Raw genomic sequence first — 22,980 nt, 5'->3', positions numbered from 1 at the left:
ACATGGCGCTTCTGGACCTCCAGGGCCTGGAGATGGCTCCGGCCGACCGCACGGGTGGCGGTAGCCGGGCGAGCCTGCTGCTCTGCGGCGACAGCTCGCTCTCCGTCACGACCTGCAACTGATCCGTCGCGACAACGTGATCGCCCTGGGTGGGTAGACGTGCCCACCCAGGGCGACCGCGTGGCACCGGGAGGAGCGATGTCGACGTTCGACGCGGGGGACCGGCTACTGCGGCGTACGGTCCTGGCCGGCGGCGGCTGGACCGCCGGGCTCGCGGCGGTCGCGCTCCTGGGCGCGACCGCCGAACTGTTGCTCCCGACGGCCCTGGGTCGCGCCGTCGACGCCGCCCTCGGCGGTGGCCCGCCCTGGTGGGCGCTGGCCGCCTGCGGGCTGGTCGTCGCGCTCGTCTGCGTCGACGCCCTGATGGACCTCAGCAGCGGATTCGGCGCCGCACGCGCCACCGCCGGACTACGCCGCCACCTGCTGCGCCACCTGTTCGCGCTGGACGTGCGGGCCACCCGGCGGTACCCGGTGGGGGATCTCGTCGGACGCGTGGTCGGCCAGGCCGCCGACGCGGGACAGGCCGGCAACGCCGTGGTCCTGACCGTCGTGGCGGTGCTGCCGCCCCTCGGCAGCGTCGTCGCGCTCGCCCTGCTGGAGCCGGTCCTGGGGATCACCCTGCTCGCCGGCCTCGTCCTGCTCGCCGTGCTCATGCGGGCCTTCGTGGCTGACGCCTCCACCGCGACCGCCGGCTACCAACGGGTGCTCGGCGTCATCGCCGGCCGGCTGCTGGAGTCGCTGACCGGGGCCCGGACCATCGCCGCCGCCGACACGGTCCACCGTGAGGAGGCCCGCGTGTTGGCGGCCCTACCGGAGCTGGGCCGGCACGGCCGACGTACGTGGGACCTGCTCGCCCGGGCGAGCGCGCGCACCTCCGCCGTCGCGCCGCTGCTGCACCTGAGCGTCGTCGCGGTCGGCGGGTACGCCCTGACGGCGGGCTGGCTCACGCCCGGTGAACTGGTCGCCGCCGTCCGGTACGCGGCCATGGGCGCCGGGCTCGGTGCGGTCCTCGCCACGCTCAACCACCTGGTGCGCAGCCGCGCCGGGGCGCACCGGGTCGCCGAGCCGCTGCGACAGCCCGCCATGACCAGCGGCGACCGGCCCCTACCGCCCGGTGGTGGCGCGCTGCGACTGCGGGACGTGCGGGTGGACGGCGACGACGGCCGACCCATCCTGGACGGCATCGACCTGGACGTACCGGCCGGTGCGACCGTGGCCGTCGTCGGCGCGTCCGGCGCCGGCAAGTCGACCCTGGCGGCCGTGGCGGGACGCCTGCACGACCCCGACGGCGGGGAGGTACGCCTCGACGGTGTGCCGCTGCGGGACCTCGACGCGTCGGCGCTGCGCCGCGCCGTCGGCTACGCCTTCGACCAGCCGGTCCTGATCGGCGCGACCGTCCACGACGCGATCGGCCTGGCCCGGCCGGGGGCGTCCGCGACACCACCCGCCGACGGACGACCCGCCACGCCGGCGGTCCTGCGGGCGGCCCGCCTGGCGGCGGTGGCCGACGTGATCGACCGGCTGCCCGAGGGGTACCGCACCCCGCTGGTTCACACGCCGCTCTCCGGTGGGGAGACCCAACGCCTCGGCCTGGCCCGGGCGTTCGCCGCCGAGCGGCTGCTCATCCTGGACGACGCCACGTCCAGCCTGGACACGGCGACCGAACACCGGATCACCGAGGCGGTCGTCGGGCGCTCGGGCGAGCGGACCCGACTGGTCGTCACCCACCGGGCGGCGGCGGCCGCCCGCGCCGACCTCGTCGCCTGGCTGGACGGCGGCCGGCTGCGCGCGCTGGCACCGCACCGACGACTCTGGGGCGACCCGGACTACCGGGCGGTGTTCGAGCCGGCCGGCGGTGGAACGTGAGCCCGCCGACCGTCCGGCAGGTGACCTGGCGGGCGCTGCGGGCCCGCCGAGGTGACCTGGCCCGCCTCTGCGGGTGGTCGCTCGTCGAGGCGCTGCCCGCGCTGCTCGCCGGGCTGCTCGTCGCCCGTGCCGTGGACGACGGCTTCCTGGCCGGGCGTCTCGTCGACGGGCTGGCGTGGTTGGGGGTCCTCGCCGTGGCCGTGCTGGTGGGCGCGGCGGCGACCGGCCGGACCTATCGGAGCCTCGGCGCGGTGGTCGAGCCGTTCCGCGACGAGGTGGCCGCCCAGGTGGTGCGGGGCGCGCTGCGCGACGCCACCCGGGCCGGTGGTCGCCCGGACAGCGCGGCGACGACCCGGCTGACCCACCAGATGGAGATCGTCCGGGACACCTTCGCCGGTCTGCTGATGGTGACGCGTGGCTTCCTCTTCTCCGCCGGAGCGGCCCTGCTTGGCCTCTTCGCCCTCGCGCCGGTGGCGGCGGCGCTGGCCGCCGCGCCGCTGGTCGCCGGCCTGGTCGTGTTCCTCGCCGCGCTGCCGGCCATGGTCGTGCACCAGCGGGCGTACGTCCGCGCCGGTGAGCTGTTGGGCCAGTCGGCGGCGACCGTGCTGGCCGGTCACCGCGACGTGCTGGCCTGTGGCGCTCAGGCGCGCGTGGCGTCCGAGGTGGAGCATCGGGTGTCGGCGCAGGCCGCCGCCGAGCGCGCCCTCGCCCGGATGGCGGTGATCCGTAGCCTCAGCCTCGGCATCGGCGGGTGGTCGCCGCTGGTGGTGCTGCTCGTGGCCACTGGGTGGCTGGTCGAGCGGGGGATGACCGCCGGCGCGGTGCTGGGGGCGCTGATCTACGTGTCCACCGGACTGCAACCTGCCCTGCACACCCTCGTGCAGGGCATCGGCGGCGGCGGGCTGCGCTACGCGGTCACCCTGGAGAACATCCTGCGCGTCTATCCGTACCTGCCGGCGCCCGCGGAGGAGATCCCCCGCCCGCGTCCGTCGACCAGGCCGGTCGGCGGCGCACCGGCCGTCGAGGTCCGGGGACTGACCTTCCGGTACGGCCCCAGCGCCGAGCCGATCCTGCGGAACTTCTCGCTCACGCTGGCCAACGGCGATCACCTGGCCGTGGTGGGACCCAGCGGCGCGGGCAAGTCCACGCTGGCCGCTCTGCTGGCCGGGCTCGTGCCACCGCAGGAGGGCACGGTCCACCTGGCCGGCGCACCGGTCGCCGACGCCGCGCCGGACTTCCTGGCCCGGATGCGGGTGCTGCTGCCCCAACAGGCGTACGTCTTCACCGGCACGTTGGCCGACAACCTCCGCTATCTCCGGCCCGACGCCGACGAGGACACCCTGGAGGTCGCCCTCGACGTGCTGGGCGCGCGCCCGCTGGCAGCCCGCCTGGGGGGCCTGGACGCGCCGGTCGTACCCTCCCTGCTCTCCGCCGGTGAGCGGCAGCTCGTCGCGGCGGTCCGGGCCTGGCTCGCGCCCGCCCCGCTGGCGATCCTGGACGAGGCGACCTGCCATCTCGACCCGGTGCGGGAGGCGACCGTCGAGGCCGCCTTCGCGCGGCGGCCCGGCAGCCTCGTCGTGGTCGCGCACCGGATCAGCTCCGCGCTGCGCGCCGACCGGGTGCTGGTCCTCGACGGCGGCGCGCCCATGGTGGGGACGCACGAGCAGTTGCTGACCCGCTCCGCCACCTACCGGACGCTCGTCGGCTGCTGGGACGAGCCGGTGACGCCGTCCCCGGCGACGCGGCCGAGCTGACCTCCGAAGATCAGATCCAGCCCGCCTCGCCCGCCAACCGCACCGCCTCCACCCGGGTACGCGCGCCCACCTTGCGGGCGATCCGAGCGAGGTGGTTGCGGACGGTGCCACGACTGAGCCCGAGCGACGCCGCGACCTCGGTGACCGGTGCCCCCGCCGCCGTCAGCGTCAACACCTCCCGCTCACGTTCGGTCAGCGGATTGTCAGAGTGCAGGGCCGCGACGACGAGGTCCGCGTCGAGGACGTGCTCCCGGCGGGCGAGCCGGCGGATCCCCTCGACGACCCGCTGGGGAGCGGCGTCGCTGCGCAGGATGCCGACCGTCCGGGACGGGCTGAGCATCCCCCGCAGTCGGCGGGCCCGGTGCGGGTGGACCAGCATCAGGATGGGGCACAGGCCCAGCTGCCCGGGCGCCCCCTCGTCGACGAGATCGAGGTCGGCCACCACCACGTCCGGGCGCTGGGCGCGCACGGCCGCGGGCACCGCCTCACCGCGATCCACCTCGGCCACGACACGGATGTCGTCCTCGGCGGCGAGGACGAACGACAGCGCGCCCAGCACCAGAGCCCCGTCCAGAGCGAGCAGGGTACGGATCACGACGAACCTTCCCGCGCGTGGATAACGATCACTCAACGTCAATATTCAAACACGCATCGATCGGGGCCGCACGGCGACGGGGCGGGTCCGTGCGGACCCGCCCCGATGGCTACAACCAGCCGTTGCGCCGGGCGTGCCACACGGCCTCCAACCGGTTGCGAGCCCCGATCTTGTGCAGGATCGCCGACAGGTGATTACGTACCGTCCCGTGGGCCAGGAAGAGCCGACCGGCGATCTCCTTGAGTGGCAGACCCTCGGCGGCCATCCGCAGCACGTCCAACTCCCGGGGCGTCAACGGCATCTCCGGGGGACTGAGCACCGCCACTGCGGCGGCCGGGTCGATCGCCCGTTCCCCGGCGGCGAGCGCCCGGATCGACCGCACCAGCTCCACCAGCGGGCTGTCCCGGCCGACCAGGCCGCGTGCCCCGGCCGCCAGTGCCGCCTCCACGAGCGCCGGGCTCCACCGGGGGCTCATCGCCAACACGGCGGCGTGCGGTGCCTCGGTGCTGATCCGGGCGATCACCCCCACCGGATCGGGCAACTCCGGTGCCAGCGTCAGCACCACCACCTGGGGCCTGCACCGGCGGACCGCCGTCAACAGTTCTCCGACGCCCTCGACGTCGGCGACCACCTCCATGTCCTCCTCCCGGGAGAGCGCGGCGCAGAGCGCTCCGCGCAGCAAACCCATGTCCTCGGCGACAACAACGTGGATCACCGTGTTTCTCCGATCTCAGGTGCACGTCACGACGGTCACCGAACCCGGTGTGTCCACGGGTCGGCCGCGATCGTCGTACGCGAGAAGTCGGGCGGCCAAGGGGCCCACGACGCCATCAGGGCGCGCGGGCGCGGGCACCGTTGACCAGGCCAGCGGTGGGACCGACCGCGCGGGCGAGCAGCCCGGGGGTCGGCGGCCGGCCTCAGCCCGGGCGGGCGATCGCAGACGGAGTTCGGCTCGCGACGAAGAGCGGCACGAGGTGGCAGAGCGCGGCGATGCCGGGGTGTGACTGCCGGTGAGCCGGCCGGACCAGACCCGGCGCGGGCGGTGAGCCCTCGTCGGTGCCGGCGGCGTCCTGGTCGACCGGGGTGACGGGCCGACCCGGAGGGTAATCCGCCACGGCCGGCGGCGCCGGGCGCGCGGCGGGGTGGCCCGGTGGGGCCGGGGGAGGTCGGTGTGCGGCCACCGTAGTCGGCGGCGGTGCGGCGGGCGGTGGCGTCGCCGCGGCGGGGGCGGGCAGCGCCGGATCCGGCGGCGTCGGCGCGGGTGTCGCGCCGGGCGACACGGCGGTCGGTTCACGCGCCGGGGGAGCGAGCGGCGAGCGCGGCGTGGGTACGACCACCGCGCCGAGAGCGGGTGGCAGGACGGCGTCGACGACGTGCAGGAGCGCCGCCACGACGGGCACGATCGGCAGGGCGCGCACGACGTCGACGGCGGGCCGCAGGACCGGGGTGAGCAGGCCCGCCACGGCGGGCGGCCCGAGCGCTTCGGGCAGCTCTCGGTGATCGGGCGCGGCGGTCGCCGGCTGCCGGGCGGAAGCTGCCGCCGATCGCGGTGAGCGGGCGCGGTGGGCGGGATGACGAATCGCGCTGGACGCGGTCGAGGGGCGCAGCCGTTCGTGCCGGGCGGCCTCGGGCCGGACGGGTGTGCCCGCCCGGGACGGCGGCACCGACGTCCGGGTGGCGTCCGTCGGGCGGCGGAGCGCGGGCGGGGACGGCACGTCGCGTGCGCCGACGACGCCGGCAATCGCGCCGGTCAGCGGGGCGTGCCGCCCGCCGTGGCGGCGGGCGTCGGCGCTCGCGCTGGCCCGGGCGTCGTCGGCGCGTACGCCGCGCAGGGGGTCGTGGTCGGGGCGTTCGGTGACGGTGACCCGCTGGACCGGCTCCACCAGAGCGCCGAGCTGCCGATGAAGCTCGTCGCCGGAACCGCCACGCGTGCCGTCGGCGCTGGCCGGCCCCTGGAACAGGAGAGCCAGGAGGAAGCCGCCCCCGACGGCCACCGCCACCAGCGCCAGCCGCCGGGCGAGCCGGCGCAGCCGGTCGGCCGCGACCGGCGCGGCTCGAACCGGCGCGGACATCGGCGCGGTTCCGTTGACGGGACTTCGCACGCGGGCACGACCCCTTCCCCACTGAATTTCTGACCCATCGTAGCGACGCGCTTACCTATTCGCATCCGCTGATGGACGCCGTCGGCGGCCGGACGCCCCGGCGCGTGCGATGGACGGCGGGTGCCGGGTCGGTCTCCACCGGGGCGGCGCGGGCGCAGCCGCTCGCCGACGGTAGTGTCCCCGGCGTGCTGCGGCCGGCTCTGACCCTCCCGCCGCCGTCGAGGACGGACTGCTCGCACCGCCGCGACCGACGTCCTTCGGCGTAGCCTCGGCCCATGCGTCTGCTCGCCGGCCTCGACCGCTCCAGCCCGACCGTCGATGACCTGATCCGCGTCGGTCCGGTCACCATGTCCGCCGAGCGGCTGCGGGGATGCGCCGCCGCGGTGGCTGACGACCTGCACGGCGAACCGGTCGTCGCCGTGCACGCCAGCGCGACCGCCGAGACCATGGTGGGGGTGGTCGGCGCGCTGCTCAGTGGGGCCGCCGTCGTCCCCGTGCCACCCGATTCCGGGCCTCGGGAGAGGGAGCACATCCTGCGCGATTCCGGCGCGACGCTGCTGCTCGGCGGCACCGGGGACGAACCGGCGCAGATTGGTGTCCGTCGGGTCGACCTGGGCCGCACCTCGGACACCGTGTACCCGGCTCCGGCCCCCGAACGCACTGCTCTGATCATGTACACGAGCGGCACCACCGGCGCGCCCAAGGGGGCGGTCCTGTCGCACCGTGCCGTCGAGGCCGGCATCGACGCGCTCGCCGAGGCCTGGGCCTGGACGCCCGACGACCTTCTGGTGCACGGTCTGCCCCTCTTCCACGTCCACGGTCTCGTGCTCGGTGTCCTCGGTGCGCTGCGGGTGGGCTGCCGGCTGCACCACACCGGACGGCCGACGCCCGAGGCGTACGCCGATGCGGGCGGCACCCTCTACTTCGCCGTACCGACCGTCTGGTCGCGGATCTGCGCCCAGCCGGCGGCCGCCGCGCGCCTCGGCTCGGCGCGGCTGCTGGTCTCCGGCAGCGCCGCTCTGCCCGCGCCGTCGTTCGAGCGGATGCGCCAGCTCACCGGTCACCAGCCGGTCGAGCGTTACGGCATGACCGAAACACTGATCACGTTGAGCAACCGCGCCGACGACCCGCACCGTCGGCCCGGCATGGTCGGCACTCCGGTGCGGGGCGCGCAGGCGCGCGTGCTCGACGAGGACGGGCGGCCGGTACCCGCCGACGGGACGGCCATCGGGGAGCTGTGGGTTCGCGGACCGATGCTCTTCGACGGCTACCTGGGCAAGCCCGAGGTGACCGCCCGGCTGCTCGACGGGGACGGGTGGTTCCGCACCGGGGACATCGCGAGCGTGTCACCCGACGGCGTCCATCGACTGGTCGGTCGTCGGTCGACCGACCTGATCAAGAGCGGCGGTTACCGGATCGGCGCTGGTGAGGTCGAGGATGCGCTGTTGGCCCACCCGGGTGTCAGCGAGGCCGCGGTCGTCGGCACGCCGAACGACGACCTCGGCCAGGAGGTCACCGCCTTCGTCGTCGCGGACCAGGTGAGCGCGGCCGAGCTCGTCGACTTCGTGGCGCGGACGCTGTCCGTGCACAAACGGCCGCGCCAGATCAGGTTCCTCGACACGCTGCCGCGCAATGCGATGGGCAAGGTGCAGAAGCACCTGCTCGCCGAATGACGACGTCGGTCCCGGCCGGTCACCGTGCTCGCCGGGCGGCGGTGGCGTTCGCGCGGTGCGCCGAACGTAGGAGTTATTCGCATAAGTCCGGATGATGTGAGTTCGGCTCAGCTACGTTCCCCGTGGGAGCGACAACCGATTTGTCGCTGTCTGCGCCGACTGAGGCGTCAGAGACACGGTGTACGGAGAAGGGCCAGACATGTCCAACCATCGACACCCGAACGTCAGCGCTGCGGCGGCAGACCAGCCCCGTCCGCCGAGGAGGCGCCGGGCCCGTTGGCTCGTCGCCGGGGTGGCCGGACTGACCGGGGTCGCCGGTCTGGCGGCCGTCAGCGCGCCCGCAGGGCTGGCCGGAGCGCTCGGAGCGGGCGGAGGGCTGCTCGGAAAGCAGGTCCTCGCCGGCAGCAGCCGGGCGGCGGACGAGGACAGCGGCAAGCACGACCCGGGCGGTCGCGACAAGGAGCACGGGGACGACGACTGGAGCGGTGGCGGCCGGGACGTCTGGGACGTGCCGTGTGGCGCCAACGAGCTGATCGCGGCGATCGTCCGCGCCAACGCCGGTCACGGGGCGAAGCTCCGGCTCGCCAAGGGGTGCACCTACACGCTCACCGCGTCCGCGCCCCAGCCACCCGTGCCGTTCGGCCCCGTCGGCCTGCCCATCGTCACCCAGCCGATCACCATCGACGGGAACGGTTCCACAATCGTCCGCGCGGCCAACGCCACGCCGTTCCGGATCCTCGAGGTGGGGGCCGGTGGTGACCTGAAGCTCCGGGACGCCACCGTCAAGGGCGGCGACGACACGAGTGGGCTCGGCGGCGGCGGGGGTGGCATCCGCGTCGACGTCGGCGGTCGGGCCACCCTGGAGAACATCGACGTCGTCTTCAACCACTCCAACGGCTCCGGCGGGGGGATCGCCAACTTCGGCGACACCAGGATCCTCGGCCGCAGCGAGCACGGCGGCAAGGACAAGGACGGCAAGGACAAGGACGGCAAGGACCGGGAGCGGTACGGCGACGACGAGAGCCGGATCAGCGACAACGGCGCGTTGTACGACGGCGGCGGCGTCCACAACAACGGCAACCTCACCGTCAAGAACACCCGACTCAGCGACAACAGCTCGATCGGCACCTTCACCATCGTGCCGATCGGTGGCACGGGCGGCGGCCTGTCGAACTCCAGCGTCGCCGTGCTCGACGGCGTCCGCGTGCACCACAACAGCTCCGGCTTCCGGGGCGGCGGCATCCGTACCGGGATCAACGCCACCACCACGGCCCGGAACATCGAGGTCACCGAGAACACCACCGGCAGCGAGGGTGGCGGGATCTTCACCGACGGCACCTTCCAGCTCCAGCACGGCAGGATCGTTCGTAACGACGCCGGCCAACGCGGCGGCGGCGTCTTCAACCAGATCGGCCAGTTCGTGGCCGAGGACAGCCAGATCAGTGAGAACGCCGCCAGCACGAGAAGCACCATCGAGAACGGCGGCGGCCTCTACAACGGCAGCGGAGAGGTCGTCCTGCGGCACACGGTCGTGGCCCGCAACAAGGCGTTCGGCACGAACTCGCGTGGCGGCGGGATCTACAACAACGCCTCGCTCACCCTCACCGAATCCAAGGTCACGGAGAACGTCTCCGTCGTGGCGCCGGGTGGGGTCTTCAACGACGGTGGTCAGGTCACGGTGGACGACAAGTCGGCCATCACCGGCAACCGGCCCACCAACTGCACGCCCAGCGCGCCACCCGTACCCAACTGCTTCGGCTGACGCCAAGCGCGGGTCTCCGGTCCCGCCCGGACCTGATCACCAGATCGGGTCCGGGCGGGACCGGACGTGTGCGGTCAGAGGCGGGAGGTGAAGGTGGCCAGGAAGCGGTGCGGGGTGACCGTACCGGCGTTGTCGAAGCAGATCACGTCGACGTCGGCGTTGGTGGTGTACGTCCACGGCTGGGTCAGGTGGCAGTAGTTGCTGCCGGCGCCCTGCGCCACCACCTGGGCGTGCGTCTCCTTGATGCCGATCTGCGGGAAGGTCGCCAGGTAACGGCCGGCGGGCGCGATGGCCGCCACGGTGTTCGCGCCGACGCCGAGCATCGAATTGTCGTTGGTGGGTCCGCCGACGGCGGTACCCAGGTAGCCGAAGTACGACGGCGGGCCGAGGGAGCCGATCACCGGCCGGCGACGGTGGTACGAGAGGACGAAGTCGGTGTTGACGGCGGCCCCGGCCTGGTCGTAGCAGAAGACGTACACCTGCACCTCGATGCCGACCGCGCCCCAGGAGTTGACCTTGCACCGCCGGGGTCCGGCGTTCGGCTGGACGGCGGTGACCTGCACGTCGCCGGCGAGCACGCCGGCCAGTCCGACGCTGGGGAGTCGTACCAGGTACTGCCCGACGCCCACCGGCCCGACGGCGTTCACCACACCGGTCGAGTTGTACGACTGCACCAGCACGCCGCTGGTCCACTGGACGTACGCGTGGGAGGTGCCGGCCGCCACGACGCCGGAACTGGTCGTCCAGAGCACGGTGAACGGGGTGTCCTCGCGGATGCCGCCGGGCCGGTGGCACTGCACGTCGACGATCTCGTCGGCGCCGGACTGGAACCAGCGGACCACCTCGCAGTAGTGCCCGGTCCGGTTCACCGGGGTCACGTGCGGCACGCCCCGCGAGCTGGCGCCCACCTGGGGGAAGCGGACCTGGAACCGGCCCGGCGCGAGCTTGACGCCGTCGGCCCAGGCGGCCGGGAACGCCGTCTTCCAACTACCCCACTGCCGGCTGGTGTCCAGCACGGTCCAGACCGGCACGGTGGGGTCCTTGACGAACGCGAAGCCCCAACGGTCGGCGGTGGCCGCGGCGGCCGGCGCCGGTGGTGCGAGCGCGCCGGCGGCCAGTACGGCGGCCAGCGCGGCGGTGACGAACGAGCGGAGACGCATGTGTTCCTCCAGTCGACAGGGACGTGTCGGGGAGGAGTGTGCTTTCGGTGACGACATGGTCACAGTCGGCTACTGCGCGCTTCGGTGTCGGGTCTCAGCTACCGAGAGGCGGCCCCACGCCTGCGCGTGGGGCCGCCCGTCGGGTACGTGTGGGGTCAGCCGCCGGCGAAGGTCACCTCGGTGCCGCACTTGGCCTTCTGGTTCAGGCAGGACTTCACCAGCGGTCCGATGCGGGCCGGGTCCCAGGCGTTCATGAAGTCACCGTGCATGGAGGACGGCTTGCCGGAGGAGAGGCTGAGGCCGTTCCCGCCCAGCGACTGGTAGTTGACCATGAAGGACAGGTTCGGTACCGCCACCGGGTACTTGCCGGTGCACTCGCCGTTGACCGGGTCGCCCATGTGCGACTTGTGGTCTGGCGAGTCGATGTTCTTGCCGTCCCAGCAGTCCTTGAAGACGAGCTGGAAGATGAGGTTGCCGCCGGAGGCGCAGACCGGCCAGTTGCCGTCGGCGCTGCGGCCGGTCTCGGCGCTGCCCGCGCACCAGAACTGGTTGCTGCCGGCGTTCTTCGGCGTGTCCACCTGCTTCTTGGCGTCGCCCTCGACCATCCGCAGGCCCGGCGGGAAGGGCTTGACGGTCGACGGGTCCTTGACCCGTGAGCCGTAGTAGACCCGGAAGCTCTTCATCGGCACGGGCTTGCCGTCCTTGCGCAGCTCCGGCGTCCAGTAGGCGCTCAGGTCGCCGGGGGCGTTGCAGGTGGTCGTCGACGAGAGCAGCTGGTCGGTGGTGGTGAAGGCGTCGACCTTCGGGCCGAAGAAGGTGTGCATGTGCGACGCGCCCGGCAGGCCGGGGACGACGATCGGATCGTCCGGGGCGGAGTTGGCGAGTTCGCAGTCGGTGTGGAACTCGGGGACCCGGGTGGTCCCCGGCGTCACCGGCTTCGGCGTGAGCTTGTCGAAGGCCGCCAGCTCCTTGTTCCACCGGGCCTGGTCGACCGGCACCCAACCCGCCGCGGGCGCAGTGCCCGGCGTGGTGGGCGTGGCACCCGGGGTGGTCGGCGTGGTGCCCGGGGTCGTCGGCGTCGCCGGGGGAGAAGCCGGGGTCGGCGACGTGCTCGGCGTGCTGCCGGTCGCGGAGCCGAACGTGAACCAGTTCAGGTTGACGAAGTCCGACCGGGAGCTGCTTTTCATGACGGCGAAGACGGTCTGCGGGCCGGTCGGCACGCTGGCCGCCGTGGCGGTCACCGTCGTCCACTTCTGCCAGCCGCCGGTGTGGGCGATCGGGAAGCTGGCCAGCACGGCGCCGGTCTGCGTGCCGAGGCGCAGCTCGACGGCACCGCCGTCGGTGTTGTTCGCCGCGACCCGGGCCTTGATCTCGGCGCCGGTGATCGAGACGCCGTCGTACCGCAGCCAGTCTCCATTGCCGAGCCAGCCGACGTTCCGACCGCCGTCGGCGTCGCCGGTGTTCTCGGTCTGCGCACCGGACTGGGCCGCGAAGGCCTCCGCCTGGAGCCGGCCCGGAACGGCGACCTCTTCGGCCTGTGCGCCGGCGATGTAGATGCCACTGCCCACCAGGGCGGCGGCGACCCCCGAGGCGAGCGTGATGCGAGCGATGCGGCGGCGCTTGCGCGCCCGGTCCGGCGGTGCGACGTGCGCGGGGGGAGGATTCCGCATTACCAGTGATTTCCTTCGAGTCGACGATGAGGCTCTGTCGGATCGAGTATGTGCACGTCGGAGGCTTGCGGCAATCTGCGGAAAAAGAATTAAGGAGGGTGCCGGGCAAGTGTCCTGGTAGCCGTCGAGCGGGCTTCGGATAACAATTTTTTGCCCGCGTACCCTTAAGTTTCCATTAATACTGATGGCATGCCTTCCAGGACCGGCGTCCCCCGGCTGACGCGTCAGCCGGGCAGGCTGGTCGCCTTCAGCGACGCGGTCTTCGCCATCGCCGTCACGCTCCTCGTGCTGGAGATCCAGCCGCCGAAGGACTTCGGACACCTGCTGCGGGGCCTCGGCGCGTTGTGGCCGTCCTACCTGGCCTACGCGCTGAGTTTCCTGCTGGTCGGCCAGGTGTGGGTCAACCACCACGTCATGTTCGACCGCGTCCGGCACGTCGACCGTCAGGTCCTGTTCCTCAACACGTTGCTCCTGATGGTCATCGCGTTCCTGCCGTTCTCCACATCCCTGCTCGCCGAGGCGCTCCGCGCGGAGCAGGGGTTACGGACGGCGGTGGTCGTCTACGGCACCACTCTGTGGGTGGCCGCGGCCCTGTTCAACATCGTGTGGGCCCATCTCCGTCGGGCCCAGCTCCTGGACCCCGACCTCGGTCCGCGCGGCGTCCGGGCCATCGGCCGCCGGTTCGCGCTCGCCCTGGCCTGGATCGGCTCCGGCATCCTCGTCGGCGCGTTCCTGCCGATCGCGGGTGTGGTGATCATCGCGGCGTTCCTGCCCGCCTACTACCTGCCCATTCACGGTGAGGACGGCGAGTCCACCGACCGTCCTGGTTGAGTCGACGAAGAAAATCTGGACGTGGCTGTCGATGGGGGTCGGGTCCGTTCGTAGCCCTGGTGAGAGCCTGGCATCGAGCCGGGCCACCCACCCGCTGGAGGGCACGATGACCACGACCGCGCACACCACCCGCGCCACCGGTTCGACCCTCGGCGCGCTGGTCCGCACCGGCCTGATCGCCACGGTCGCCGCGGTCGCCGCCACCATGATCGTCGCCGCCGTCGGCCAGGCGGCGGGCGTCAGCCTCGAGGTGAGCGGCGCTGGAATACCGGTGACCGGATTCGGTGTACTGACCGCTGTCTTCTCGCTGGTCGGCATCGTCCTCGCGGCGCTGCTGTCCCGGTTCGCACGGCGACCCCGGCGGACCTTCGTCCGTACGACGGTGGTGCTGACGGTCCTGTCGCTGGTGCCGGACGTCATCGCCGACGCCGGCCTGGCCACCAAGGCGCTGCTGATGCTCACCCACCTGGTCGCCGCCGCGATCGTGATCCCCGCCGTCGCGCGCCGCCTGGCCGTCTGAACTGCCACCATCAGACCGCCGACCTGTCGAAAGGATCGTCATGAAGCAGTACCTGCTGTCCGTGCACTCCGTCGAGGGCGCCCCCGCCATGTCCGACGAGGAGGTGGAGGTCATGTTCGCCGAGACCGGCCGGATCAACGACGAGATGCAGGCCGCGGGCGTCTGGGTCTTCGGGGGAGGACTCGTGTCGCCGGAGAGCGCCACCGTCGTCCGGATCGACAACGGCGCCACCACCATGAGCGACGGGCCGTTCGCCGAGACGAAGGAGCACCTCGTCGGCTTCTGGATCATCAAGTGCCCGGATCTGGACCAGGCGCTCGCCTGGGCGGAGAAGTGCGCGGCGGCCTGCGGCCCGATCGAGGTACGTCCCTTCGACGACCTGTCCCAGGCCTGACCCGGAGCCGGCCGATCGACATGGACCTGGCGAGCATCTACCGCGCGGAGTACGGCCGCTGCGTCGCCACCCTGGCCCGCCTCCTCGGCGACATCAACCTCGCCGAGGAGGCGGTCCAGGACGCCTTCGCCACGGCGCTTGCCAAGTGGCGGACGCCGCCCCCCAACCCGGGTGGCTGGATCGTGACGACCGCCCGTAACCGGGCCATCGACCGGCTCCGCCGGGAGTCGACCCGCGAGGCCCGGCACGCCCAGGCCCTCCTGCTCCAGCACCAGGACGCGCCCCAGGAGGTGGGACCCGTGCGGGACGACCAGTTACGACTCATCTTCACCTGCTGCCATCCGGCGCTCGCCCCGGACGCGCGGACGGCCCTCACGCTGCGCCTGCTCGGTGGCCTCGAGGTCCCGGAGATCGCCCGGGCCTACCTGGTACGCGAGACGACCATCGCCCAGCGGATCGTGCGCGCGAAGAAGAAGATCCGGGACGCCGCGATTCCCTACCGGGTGCCCGCCGAGCACGAGTTGCCGGACCGGCTGCCGCCCGTGCTCACCGTGCTCTACCTGATGTTCAACGAGGGCTACGCGTCCACCGCCGGCCCGTTGATCAGGACGGACCTGTGCGCCGAGGCGATCCGGCTCGCCCGCGAGCTGGCCGCGCTGATGCCCGACGAGCCCGAGGTCCTCGGCCTGCTCGCTCTGCTCCTGCTGATCGAGGCGCGTCGCCCCGCCCGGCTCGACCCGAACGGAGAGCTGGTGCTCCTCGCCGACCAGGACCGTGCACTGTGGAACACCACGCTCATCGCCGAGGGGCACGATCTGGTCCGCCGCTGTCTGCGACGCAACCGGCCCGGCCCGTACCAGATCCAGGCCGCGATCAACGCGGTGCACACCGACGGCCTGGCCACCGACTGGCGGCAGGTCCTGGCGCTGTACGACCAACTCCTCGCGCTCACGCCGAACCCCGTCGTGGCGCTCAACCGCGCGGTCGCGGTGGCCGAGACGCACGGCCCCGAGGCGGCTCTCGCCGCGTTGGAGACGGTCGACCTTCCCGGCTACCACCGGCTGCCCGCCACCCGGGCCGAGCTGCTGGTCCGGCTCGGACGGGTCACGCAGGCCCGTGCCGCCTACGACGAGGCCATTGCGCTGACCGGGAACGAGACCGAGCGCGCCTTCCTGAGGGCGCGCCGCAGCGAACTCACCCCCACGAGCGGTCACCTGGGTGAGGAGGCCGCCGGCGACCGATAGCCGCCTCGTCGATGCACCACATTGATGCTCGCCGTGGCGCGTTCGGTAGCCTCTGACACGCTCTGACAACGTCTGACAGCGTCGTCTGACATGGGGGACTGATGAAGGACCAGCGCGCCGCCACCGAGTCGAGTCAGGACGGACGGCCCGCCGAGAGGTTCGCCGAGCAGTTGCGGGCACTGCGCAGCGCCGCGGGAGACCCGTCGTTCCGCAAGATGGCGGGGCGATCAGGACGGATCTCCCACACGACCCTGCACGAGGCAGCCGCCGGGACCCGCTTTCCCTCCTGGGAGACCACGCGGGAGTTCGTCCGCGCCTGCGACGCGGACGAGACCGTGTGGCGGCGCCGATGGGAGGAGGCGCAGCCCTCGGAAACGGCCGACCGGTCCAGCCGGGACGGTGACGTCGCGCCGGCAACCGCCGCGCCCGCGTCGACAGAGCAGGGCGTGCTCCAGGCGGTGGCCGATCCGCAGGCCGAGGAACCCGTCGTGAGTACGCGGCGGTCGCGTCTGCCGTGGCTGAACGCCGCGGCGGTGCTACTGGTGGTGGCGGTGGCCGCCGTCCTGGCCGTGAGCGTCCGTGGCCGGTCCGGCTCGGACGGCTCCGGCACACCGCCATCGTCACCGACCGTGTCACCGTCCACGTCGGTGTTCTCGGACTCGCTGATCCCCGGGGACTCGAGCAGGTTCGTCGCCGACGTCACCATTCCGGACGGCACCCAGGTGAAGGTGAACGCCCAGTTCGACAAGGTGTGGGCGCTCGCCAACGTGGGAAAGGTCGACTGGCACAACCGGTACCTGGCGCGGATGGACCCCGCCGCCGACGGCGCCGGCTGCCGGACACCGGATCGGGTGCCGATCGGTGACACGCCCCCCGGTGAGCAGGTGATGATCCGTGTTCGGGTCACCGCGCCGAGCCGCCCCGGCAGGTGCTGGGTCAGTTGGAAGATGGTCGACGAGGCCGGGCGGGAGTACTTCCCGACCCGACGGCCGGTGTACTTCATGGTCACCGTGACCGCCTGAGGCCAGGTCGCGATGTCAGGCGCAGGCCTTGCATCAATTCGAATCAATCTGACAACACCGCATCCGTCGAGGTCGGCGACGGCCTGACGGATCTGACAGGACACCGGGGGTACCGAACACCAGGGCACTTCTCGCAGGGTGATGTCGAACCGAGAACGACTCACCAGTTGCGAGGAGGACCATCTTGCGCCGTCCCTGGTTAACCGCCGGACTCGCCGCGCTCTGCGTGGCCGTCGGCGTTCCGGCCCATGCGGGGGCATCCGGCGCCACCGCGCCGCGGACCGTCACCACGGCCGCGTTGCCGATCGTGGACATGGAGGCCACCGTCCTGGCCGCTCAGATCGACCCCCGCCGGGCCGACGACACACTGACACCGGGTGCGAAGGCCTCGGTGCTCGCCGTGGAGCAGGCGTTGCAGGCGCAGGGCCTGCTGAACGCGCAGTGGGTCGACGGCTACTTCGGCACGGTGACCGTGTCGGCGTACGCGGCGTACCAACGCTCACTCGGCTACACCGGACTGGCCGCGAACGGCCTGCCCGGCACGACGTCGCTGACGAAGCTCGGGCGGAACCGCTACACGGTCGTCAACACGATCGGGCCGGGCGCGAAGGTCGCGCGCGACGGGTACGTCGTGAACGCCCGGACCCAGGCGATGCTGGCCGAGGCGCAGCGTCTGCTGGGCCAGACCCTGGTGCTCGAACAGGGCTCGTACAACCCCGGGGGTGACCCGACCTCGGCCGGTACGCACGACGGCGGGGGTGTGGTCGACATCGCGGTCACCGGCCTGACCGCGACCCGGCGCACGGCCGTCGTCCGGGCGCTGCGCCGGGTCGGCTTCGCCGCCTGGGTCCGTGACCCGAGTCAGGGCGACTGGCCGTGGCACATCCACGCCGTGGCGATCAGCGACACGGACCTGTCCAGTCAGGCGCAGCACCAGAGCGGCGACTACCACCTCGGCCTGAACGGTCTGGCCAACCGTGGCCCGGACGACGGACCCCAGATCCCGATCCAGACCTGGGAGCAGTACCAGCGCGGGTAGTGACCCGCACCCTTCCACCGTTCCTGAAAGGACACCATGAACATCCGTAAGAGCCTGGCCGCCGTCGGCGTCGCGCTGGCCGCGACCACCTCGATCCTCAGCGTCGGGTCGCCCGCCTCGGCGGCGGCCCGGGACGGCGTCTGCGACAGCGGCGAGTTCTGCTACTACTACAACAGCGACAACGCGGGATCGCTCTCGGACTTCACCGGTTCGCTCGACGACTACGGCACCGAGCAACCCTCGTGCTACGACTTCAAGGGTGCCGGCGCCGGCAAGGGCCTGTGCATCAAGAACGAGGCCGCCTCGGTCTGGAACCGCAGCACCAAGACGGTACGTGTCTACTACAACAGCGGCTACGCCGGCTCGTACCAGGACTTCGCGGCCGGTGCGAAGGCCAACCTGAACGCCACGCTGAAGAACAACAACGCCTCGCACCAGTTCTCGCCGTCGTCGCGCACGAACCTGTCGTACGCCCTGTACCAGGCCAGCGGCGGCGCGGTCACGTGTGGCTTCGACGGTTACACCACCACGCCCGGCCGCCACGAGGGCATCGACATCGCCCGTAGCGTCGGCTCAGACGTACACGCCCTGGTCTCCGGAACGGTCACCTACGTCGCGCGGGGCGCGACCGGCAGCGGCGGCCTGTCCACGATCTCGGTCTACAACTCCTCGCTCAACAAGACGGTGATCTACCTGCACACCGCCCCCAGGTCCGCGGTGAGCGTGGGCGACGCCATCAGCAAGGGCGAGATCATCGCCGACGAGTCGTGGCACGGGGTGTCCTCCAGCTCGGGCGCGCACACGCACGTCGAGGTCCGGTCCGGCCGGCAGACCCACGCGTCCGTCAGCGTCAACGACCCCGTCCTGGACAACGCCGATCCGACCGCGTTCTGGAACTCCCAGGGCTACAACGAGAGGTAGGACGCGCCGTGAAGATCCGCAAGGGCCTCGCCGCCATCGGCGCCGTCCTCGCCATGTCCACCTCCATCCTGAGCGTCGCCTCGCCGGCGGCGGCGGCCGAACGGGACGGGACCTGCGACAGCGGCGAGTTCTGCTACTACTACAACAGCAACCAGGCCGGCTCGGTCTCCGACTTCACCGACTCGCTTGACGACTACGGCACGACCCAACCGACCTGCTACGACTTCAAGGGCGCGGGTGCCGGCAAGGGCCTGTGCGTGAAGAACAACGCGGCGTCGGTGTGGAACCGGACCGGCAAGACCGTGCGGGTCTACTTCAACAGCAACTTCGCCGGTGCGACGCAGGACTTCGCAGCCGGGGCGAAGAGCAACCTCAACGCCACGTTGAAGAACAACAACGCCTCGCACGAACTGCTCAGCGGGCCGACGGGATGTAGCAGCGACGGCACCAACAGCAAGCTGCCGAGCACCATCCTCGTCTACCGGGTCGGTCTCGGCCGGGTCGACCGGGTCGACTTCAAGACGTACGTCAAGAACGTCCTCCCGAACGAGTGGATCACGAGCTGGCCGGCCGCCTCGCTGGACGCCGGCGCGATGGCGGTCAAGAGCTACGCCTGGTACTGGGCGCTGCACTCGACCCGGAAGACCTCCGGCGGCCAGTGCTACGACGTCCGGGACGACACGGGCGACCAGGTCTACCGGCCGTCGTCGGCGCAGAGCTCGACGTCGGCGGCGGTGGACCGGACGTGGTCGACCCGGATGACCCGGAGCGGCAACATCCTGCGGGCGCACTACTGCGCGACCACCACCGCGTGCGGTGGCTGGGTGGACGGTGACTGGATGTCGCAGTACGGCTCGCGTGATCTCGCCAACGCGGGCAGCGGCTACCAGGCGATCCTGCGTCACTACTACCGCGACGTGGTCATCTCCTGACGTCACACGTCGACCGTGCCGCCCGCCGCGCATCCGTGGCGGGCGGCACGCTGCGTGGGCGGCCCGGCAGCCCGGAGCCCGACAGCCGGGCCGCGGGGACGCGCCGACGCCGCTGGCACGGCGACAGGTGGCAGACTCGGCGGAGTGAACGACATGGCCGCACCGACGATGGACGGTGAGCTGGAGAGCGTCAGTCTGGTGGACCTCGCCGTCGCCCGGTTGACCCGGGAGATCCTCAGCGGCAGGAGCGATCCGGGGGAACGCCTCGTGGAGGAGCAGCTCACCCGTCGGCTCGGGATCAGTCGGGCGCCGCTGCGGGAGGCGCTGCGGCTGCTGGCCCAGCAGGGGCTGGTCGAGCACGTGCCCCGGCGCGGCGCACGGGTGGCCACCCTCTCCGACCGTGACGTGCGGGAGCTGTACGAGCTGCGGGACGTCCTCGAACGGTTCGCGGTGCGGGCGGGCATCCCGGTCGCCCGCGAGAGCGACCTGGCGGGGTTGCGGGCGACGCTCGACGCGATGCGGGAGGCGTCCCGGGCCGGCGACCGGATGGCGGTCGCCGAGTCGCACCGGGCGTTCCACGTGGCGCTCGTCGCGCTCGCCGGCAACCGGCAACTGTCCGCCGTGTACGGCTCGATCCTGGTGAAGTTGCAGCTCTACATGGCGATCAACCTGCGGCGTGAGGCGGAGGTGGCGCAGCCTCTGGACGGGGTCCACCGGCACGAGCGGTTGTTCGAGGCGGTGGCCGGGGGAGACTCCGAGGAGGTTCTCGCCGTGTTGTCCGGGCACGGAGCACGCTCCTACCTGGACTGAACGGCGGCCCGCCCGGCGCGGGCCGTCATGTCCCCGTTACAGAACGCGCCGCCCGCTGTAACAGAACGGTCGACAATCGACTGTATGCCAGAGCCAGTCGGATCCATCGCGGACCTGCGGACGGCGTACCGCGACGGTCGTCTGACACCCGCGGAGCAGGTCGAACGCGTCCTCGACGGACTCGCGTCCAGCGGCGACGGCCCGGTCTGGATCAGCACCGTGCCGGCCGACGAGCTGCGGGCCCGCGCCCAGTCGCTGACCCGCCACGGTGACCCCACGTCCCCGCTGTACGGAGTCCCGTTCGCGGTCAAGGACAACATCGACGTGGCGGGCATGGTCACCACGGCCGGCTGCCCCGACTTCGGGTACGAGGCAGCCAAGGACGCGCCGGTCGTGCGCCGACTGCTCGACGCGGGCGCGCTGCTCGTCGGCAAGACCAACCTGGACCAGTTCGCCACCGGCCTGACGGGCGCCCGCTCGCCGTACGGCAGTTGCGAGAGTGTCTTCGGCGGCGGCCTCATCTCCGGCGGATCCAGCTCCGGATCGGCCGTCGCGGTGGCCGCCGGCCAGGTCAGCTTCGCCCTGGGTACGGACACCGCCGGCTCCGGCCGGGTGCCGGCGGCGCTCAACGGGATCGTCGGTCTCAAGCCCACCCGTGGTCTGCTCAGCGCGGCCGGCGTGGTGCCCGCCTGCCGTTCGCTCGACTGCGTGTCCGTCTTCACGCCCGACGTGGCGGGTGCCATGGACGTGCTGCACGCCGCCCGTGGCGTCACCCCGGCCGACCCCTGGGGCCGTCCGTTACCGGCGGAGCGGGTGGTCGCCCGCATGCCGGGCACGCTACGCCTCGGGGTGCCCTGGGCAGAAGACCTCGAGTTCTTCGGCGACACCGGGCAGGAAGCCCGCTTCGCCGCCGGAGTGCAACTGCTGCGTACCCTCGTCGAATCGCTGCGGTCGGTGCCGCTCGGCGCCTTCCTCGCGGCGGGTGACCTGCTCTACCAGGGGCCCTGGGTGGCCGAGCGGCTCGTCGGCCTGGGTGACTTCCTGCGGTCGCGTCCGGAGTCGGTGTCGGCGGTCACCCGGGCGGTGCTGGAGACCGGCTGGCGCTACGACGCGGTCGACGCCTTCCGGGGGCAGCACCGCCTGCGGGAGCTGCGCGCCCAGGTCGACACGCTCTGGCAGGACATCGACGTGCTCGTGGTGCCCACCGTCGGCACCACGTTCACGCTCGACGAGATCGCCGAGGACCCGATCGGGCGCAACGCCATGCTGGGCCGCTACACCCAGTTCGCGAACCTGCTCGACCTGGCCGCGGTGACCGTGCCCAACGGCTTCACCGCCGCCGGCCGGCCGGCGAGCCTGACCCTGCTCGGTCCGGCGTTCACCGACACCACCCTGGCCCGGCTGGCCGCCGACCTCAGCACGGGCAGCGCCGCCGACCCGGACGTCGAACCCGCCCCGCCGCCGGTCCCAACGCCGACGGACGTGCTGGTCGCCGTGGTCGGCCGGCACCTGTCCGGCGAGTCCCGCAACGGCGAGCTGCTGGCATACGGCGGTACCTTCGCGGGCGCCGCCCGTACCGCGCCGCTCTACCGGCTCTACCGGATGGACAGCGCCGACGGCGAAGGGCTGCCGGGGCTGGTCCGGGTCGCCCCGGACACCTCGGCGGGCCACCCGATCGAGGTCGAGCTGTGGCGGCTGCCCAGCGCCGCGCTCGGCGGGCTGCTGGCCGGTGTGCCGGCACCCCTCTCGCTCGGTTGGGTCCGACTACACGACGGACGGGACGTGCTCGGCTTCCTCTGCGAGGCGTACGCCGCCGGCCCGCCGGCCGAGGACATCAGCGCCAGCGGTGGGTGGCGGGCCTACCGCCGCTCCGCCGCCGCCCGGCGGTGAACCGGGCCGCACCAGCGATCACGACAGGAGGCGAGAGGATGGGAAGCATCGGGCCGGTACCGGCCAACCCCTACCCGTGGCCGTACGACGGTGTGGCCGACACCGCGCGTACCGCGCTGCTCTGCATCGACTGGCAGACCGATTTCTGCGGGCCGGGCGGTTACGTCGACGCCATGGGCTACGACATCGGCCTCACCCGGGCCGGCCTGCCGGCCACCGCCCGGCTGCTGGAGCACGCCCGGTCGCTCGGGATGTTGATCGTGCACACCCGCGAGGGGCACGACCCCGACCTGTCCGACCTGCCGGCGAACAAGCGCTGGCGCTCGGCCCGCATCGGCGCGGAGATCGGCGGGGCCGGCCCGGCCGGCCGGATCCTGGTGCGCGGCGAGCCGGGGTGGGAGATCGTGCCCGAGGTCGCCGCGCTGCCCGGTGAGGTGATCATCGACAAGCCCGGCAAGGGCGCCTTCTACGCCACCAACCTCGACCTCGTGCTCCGGACCCGGGGCATCACCCACCTGATCCTCACCGGCATCACCACCGACGTCTGCGTGCACACGACGATGCGCGAGGCGAACGACCGGGGCTACGAGTGCCTGATCCTGGCCGACTGCACCGGCGCCACCGACAAGGCCAACCACGAGGCCGCCCTGCACATGGTCACCATGCAGGGCGGGGTCTTCGGCTGCGTCGCCACATCCGACGACGTCATCGCCGCCACGGCGAAGTGAGGTGAGC

Annotated in this window: 21 protein-coding genes; 16 read left to right on the top strand and 5 right to left on the bottom strand. The window is 72.4% G+C overall.

Translation table 11 applies throughout. From position 1 onward, the window contains the following. Positions 1–2: 2 nt before the first annotated feature. From ACN269_RS07340 to ACN269_RS07330, 3 genes are all read left to right on the top strand, one after another. The gene (locus tag ACN269_RS07340; RefSeq protein WP_013734295.1) at positions 3–122 is read left to right on the top strand and encodes a SapB/AmfS family lanthipeptide; all 120 of its coding nucleotides are present in this window, start codon (positions 3–5) and stop codon (positions 120–122) included. A 76-nt stretch (positions 123–198) separates the two neighbouring features. Then, the gene (locus ACN269_RS07335) at positions 199–1,926 is read left to right on the top strand and encodes an ABC transporter ATP-binding protein (RefSeq protein WP_421471699.1); all 1,728 of its coding nucleotides are present in this window, start codon (positions 199–201) and stop codon (positions 1,924–1,926) included. After that, entirely contained in the window at positions 1,923–3,680 is a 1,758-nt protein-coding gene (locus ACN269_RS07330; RefSeq protein ID WP_421471698.1) for an ATP-binding cassette domain-containing protein, read from the top strand. The genes ACN269_RS07335 and ACN269_RS07330 overlap by 4 nt, the downstream gene beginning before the upstream one ends. A 10-nt stretch (positions 3,681–3,690) precedes the next feature. On the opposite strand, the gene ACN269_RS07325 is transcribed toward ACN269_RS07330, so the two are convergent. The 3 genes from ACN269_RS07325 to ACN269_RS07315 form a co-directional block, all read right to left on the bottom strand. Beyond that, positions 3,691–4,275: a response regulator transcription factor gene (locus ACN269_RS07325; protein ID WP_421471697.1), complete on the bottom strand. Its 585-nt coding sequence runs from the start codon at positions 4,273–4,275 to the stop codon at positions 3,691–3,693. Positions 4,276–4,384: 109 nt separating this feature from the next. Further along, on the bottom strand, positions 4,385–4,990 hold the full coding sequence (locus tag ACN269_RS07320; protein ID WP_421471696.1) for a response regulator transcription factor: 606 nt from the start codon (positions 4,988–4,990) through the stop codon (positions 4,385–4,387). Positions 4,991–5,192: 202 nt separating this feature from the next. Beyond that, positions 5,193–6,347: a hypothetical protein gene (locus tag ACN269_RS07315; protein WP_421471695.1), complete on the bottom strand. Its 1,155-nt coding sequence runs from the start codon at positions 6,345–6,347 to the stop codon at positions 5,193–5,195. A gap of 305 nt (positions 6,348–6,652) precedes the next feature. Between ACN269_RS07315 and ACN269_RS07310 the strand changes: the two genes are divergently transcribed. Together ACN269_RS07310 and ACN269_RS07305 are read left to right on the top strand one after the other, a co-directional pair. Next, a complete protein-coding gene (locus ACN269_RS07310; protein ID WP_421471694.1) occupies positions 6,653–8,050 on the top strand; it encodes an acyl-CoA synthetase in 1,398 nt (465 codons plus the stop codon). Between the two features lie 199 nt (positions 8,051–8,249). After that, positions 8,250–9,812, top strand: a complete 1,563-nt coding sequence (locus ACN269_RS07305) for a hypothetical protein (protein WP_421471693.1) — start codon at positions 8,250–8,252, stop codon at positions 9,810–9,812. A gap of 74 nt (positions 9,813–9,886) precedes the next feature. Here ACN269_RS07305 and ACN269_RS07300 read toward each other — a convergent pair whose 3' ends face one another. Both ACN269_RS07300 and ACN269_RS07295 read right to left on the bottom strand, forming a co-directional pair. After that, on the bottom strand, positions 9,887–10,972 hold the full coding sequence (locus ACN269_RS07300; protein WP_421471692.1) for a hypothetical protein: 1,086 nt from the start codon (positions 10,970–10,972) through the stop codon (positions 9,887–9,889). 155 nt (positions 10,973–11,127) lie between these two features. Continuing rightward, entirely contained in the window at positions 11,128–12,642 is a 1,515-nt protein-coding gene (locus ACN269_RS07295) for a DUF1996 domain-containing protein (RefSeq protein WP_421471691.1), read from the bottom strand. 189 nt (positions 12,643–12,831) lie between these two features. Here ACN269_RS07295 and ACN269_RS07290 point away from each other — a divergent pair, with 189 nt between their 5' ends. The 11 genes from ACN269_RS07290 (at position 12,832) to ACN269_RS07240 (ending at position 22,973) form a co-directional block, all read left to right on the top strand. Continuing rightward, on the top strand, positions 12,832–13,473 hold the full coding sequence (locus tag ACN269_RS07290) for a TMEM175 family protein (protein ID WP_421471690.1): 642 nt from the start codon (positions 12,832–12,834) through the stop codon (positions 13,471–13,473). Between the two features lie 106 nt (positions 13,474–13,579). After that, a complete protein-coding gene (locus tag ACN269_RS07285) occupies positions 13,580–13,993 on the top strand; it encodes a DUF6069 family protein (protein WP_421471689.1) in 414 nt (137 codons plus the stop codon). 40 nt (positions 13,994–14,033) lie between these two features. Further along, positions 14,034–14,387 (top strand): YciI family protein, encoded by a 354-nt coding sequence (locus tag ACN269_RS07280; RefSeq protein ID WP_421471688.1) that lies wholly within the window; start codon positions 14,034–14,036, stop codon positions 14,385–14,387. A gap of 20 nt (positions 14,388–14,407) precedes the next feature. Then, positions 14,408–15,631, top strand: a complete 1,224-nt coding sequence (locus tag ACN269_RS07275) for an RNA polymerase sigma factor (protein ID WP_421471687.1) — start codon at positions 14,408–14,410, stop codon at positions 15,629–15,631. A 101-nt stretch (positions 15,632–15,732) separates the two neighbouring features. Beyond that, complete coding sequence (locus ACN269_RS07270; RefSeq protein WP_421471686.1) at positions 15,733–16,653, top strand: NBR1-Ig-like domain-containing protein; 921 nt, start codon at positions 15,733–15,735, stop codon at positions 16,651–16,653. A 184-nt stretch (positions 16,654–16,837) separates the two neighbouring features. Further along, positions 16,838–17,692: a peptidoglycan-binding domain-containing protein gene (locus ACN269_RS07265; RefSeq protein ID WP_421471685.1), complete on the top strand. Its 855-nt coding sequence runs from the start codon at positions 16,838–16,840 to the stop codon at positions 17,690–17,692. 36 nt (positions 17,693–17,728) lie between these two features. After that, positions 17,729–18,613 carry a peptidase inhibitor family I36 protein gene (locus ACN269_RS07260; protein WP_421471684.1) on the top strand — a complete coding sequence of 295 codons (885 nt, stop codon included), beginning with the start codon at positions 17,729–17,731 and terminating at the stop codon, positions 18,611–18,613. A gap of 8 nt (positions 18,614–18,621) precedes the next feature. Then, positions 18,622–19,545 carry a SpoIID/LytB domain-containing protein gene (locus tag ACN269_RS07255; RefSeq protein ID WP_421471683.1) on the top strand — a complete coding sequence of 308 codons (924 nt, stop codon included), beginning with the start codon at positions 18,622–18,624 and terminating at the stop codon, positions 19,543–19,545. Positions 19,546–19,698: 153 nt separating this feature from the next. After that, positions 19,699–20,355 carry a GntR family transcriptional regulator gene (locus tag ACN269_RS07250; protein ID WP_421476215.1) on the top strand — a complete coding sequence of 219 codons (657 nt, stop codon included), beginning with the start codon at positions 19,699–19,701 and terminating at the stop codon, positions 20,353–20,355. A gap of 84 nt (positions 20,356–20,439) precedes the next feature. Further along, positions 20,440–22,245 (top strand): allophanate hydrolase, encoded by a 1,806-nt coding sequence (gene atzF / locus ACN269_RS07245; protein WP_421471682.1) that lies wholly within the window; start codon positions 20,440–20,442, stop codon positions 22,243–22,245. Positions 22,246–22,283: 38 nt separating this feature from the next. Next, positions 22,284–22,973, top strand: a complete 690-nt coding sequence (locus ACN269_RS07240; protein ID WP_396803197.1) for a cysteine hydrolase family protein — start codon at positions 22,284–22,286, stop codon at positions 22,971–22,973. Positions 22,974–22,980 lie beyond the last annotated feature (7 nt).

This window comes from Micromonospora sp. WMMD736, from assembly GCF_049179015.1.
Taxonomy (GTDB): domain Bacteria; phylum Actinomycetota; class Actinomycetes; order Mycobacteriales; family Micromonosporaceae; genus Micromonospora.
The sequence above is the reverse complement of the archived record's forward strand: the minus strand, read 5'-3'. Positions and strand labels throughout refer to the sequence as shown.

Excerpts from the sequence above, each read along its gene's own strand:
- ACN269_RS07295 (WP_421471691.1), bottom strand. The coding sequence starts at position 12,642 with ATGCGGAATCCTCCCCCCGCGCACGTCGCACCGCCGGACCGGGCGCGC.
- ACN269_RS07305 (WP_421471693.1), top strand. The coding sequence starts at position 8,250 with ATGTCCAACCATCGACACCCGAACGTCAGCGCTGCGGCGGCAGACCAG.
- ACN269_RS07340 (WP_013734295.1), top strand. The coding sequence starts at position 3 with ATGGCGCTTCTGGACCTCCAGGGCCTGGAGATGGCTCCGGCCGACCGC.
- ACN269_RS07290 (WP_421471690.1), top strand. The coding sequence starts at position 12,832 with ATGCCTTCCAGGACCGGCGTCCCCCGGCTGACGCGTCAGCCGGGCAGG.
- ACN269_RS07315 (WP_421471695.1), bottom strand. The coding sequence starts at position 6,347 with ATGTCCGCGCCGGTTCGAGCCGCGCCGGTCGCGGCCGACCGGCTGCGC.
- ACN269_RS07250 (WP_421476215.1), top strand. The coding sequence starts at position 19,699 with ATGGCCGCACCGACGATGGACGGTGAGCTGGAGAGCGTCAGTCTGGTG.
- ACN269_RS07285 (WP_421471689.1), top strand. The coding sequence starts at position 13,580 with ATGACCACGACCGCGCACACCACCCGCGCCACCGGTTCGACCCTCGGC.
- atzF (WP_421471682.1), top strand. The coding sequence starts at position 20,440 with ATGCCAGAGCCAGTCGGATCCATCGCGGACCTGCGGACGGCGTACCGC.
- ACN269_RS07310 (WP_421471694.1), top strand. The coding sequence starts at position 6,653 with ATGCGTCTGCTCGCCGGCCTCGACCGCTCCAGCCCGACCGTCGATGAC.
- ACN269_RS07240 (WP_396803197.1), top strand. The coding sequence starts at position 22,284 with ATGGGAAGCATCGGGCCGGTACCGGCCAACCCCTACCCGTGGCCGTAC.
- ACN269_RS07300 (WP_421471692.1), bottom strand. The coding sequence starts at position 10,972 with ATGCGTCTCCGCTCGTTCGTCACCGCCGCGCTGGCCGCCGTACTGGCC.
- ACN269_RS07260 (WP_421471684.1), top strand. The coding sequence starts at position 17,729 with ATGAACATCCGTAAGAGCCTGGCCGCCGTCGGCGTCGCGCTGGCCGCG.
- ACN269_RS07280 (WP_421471688.1), top strand. The coding sequence starts at position 14,034 with ATGAAGCAGTACCTGCTGTCCGTGCACTCCGTCGAGGGCGCCCCCGCC.
- ACN269_RS07270 (WP_421471686.1), top strand. The coding sequence starts at position 15,733 with ATGAAGGACCAGCGCGCCGCCACCGAGTCGAGTCAGGACGGACGGCCC.
- ACN269_RS07275 (WP_421471687.1), top strand. The coding sequence starts at position 14,408 with ATGGACCTGGCGAGCATCTACCGCGCGGAGTACGGCCGCTGCGTCGCC.
- ACN269_RS07335 (WP_421471699.1), top strand. The coding sequence starts at position 199 with ATGTCGACGTTCGACGCGGGGGACCGGCTACTGCGGCGTACGGTCCTG.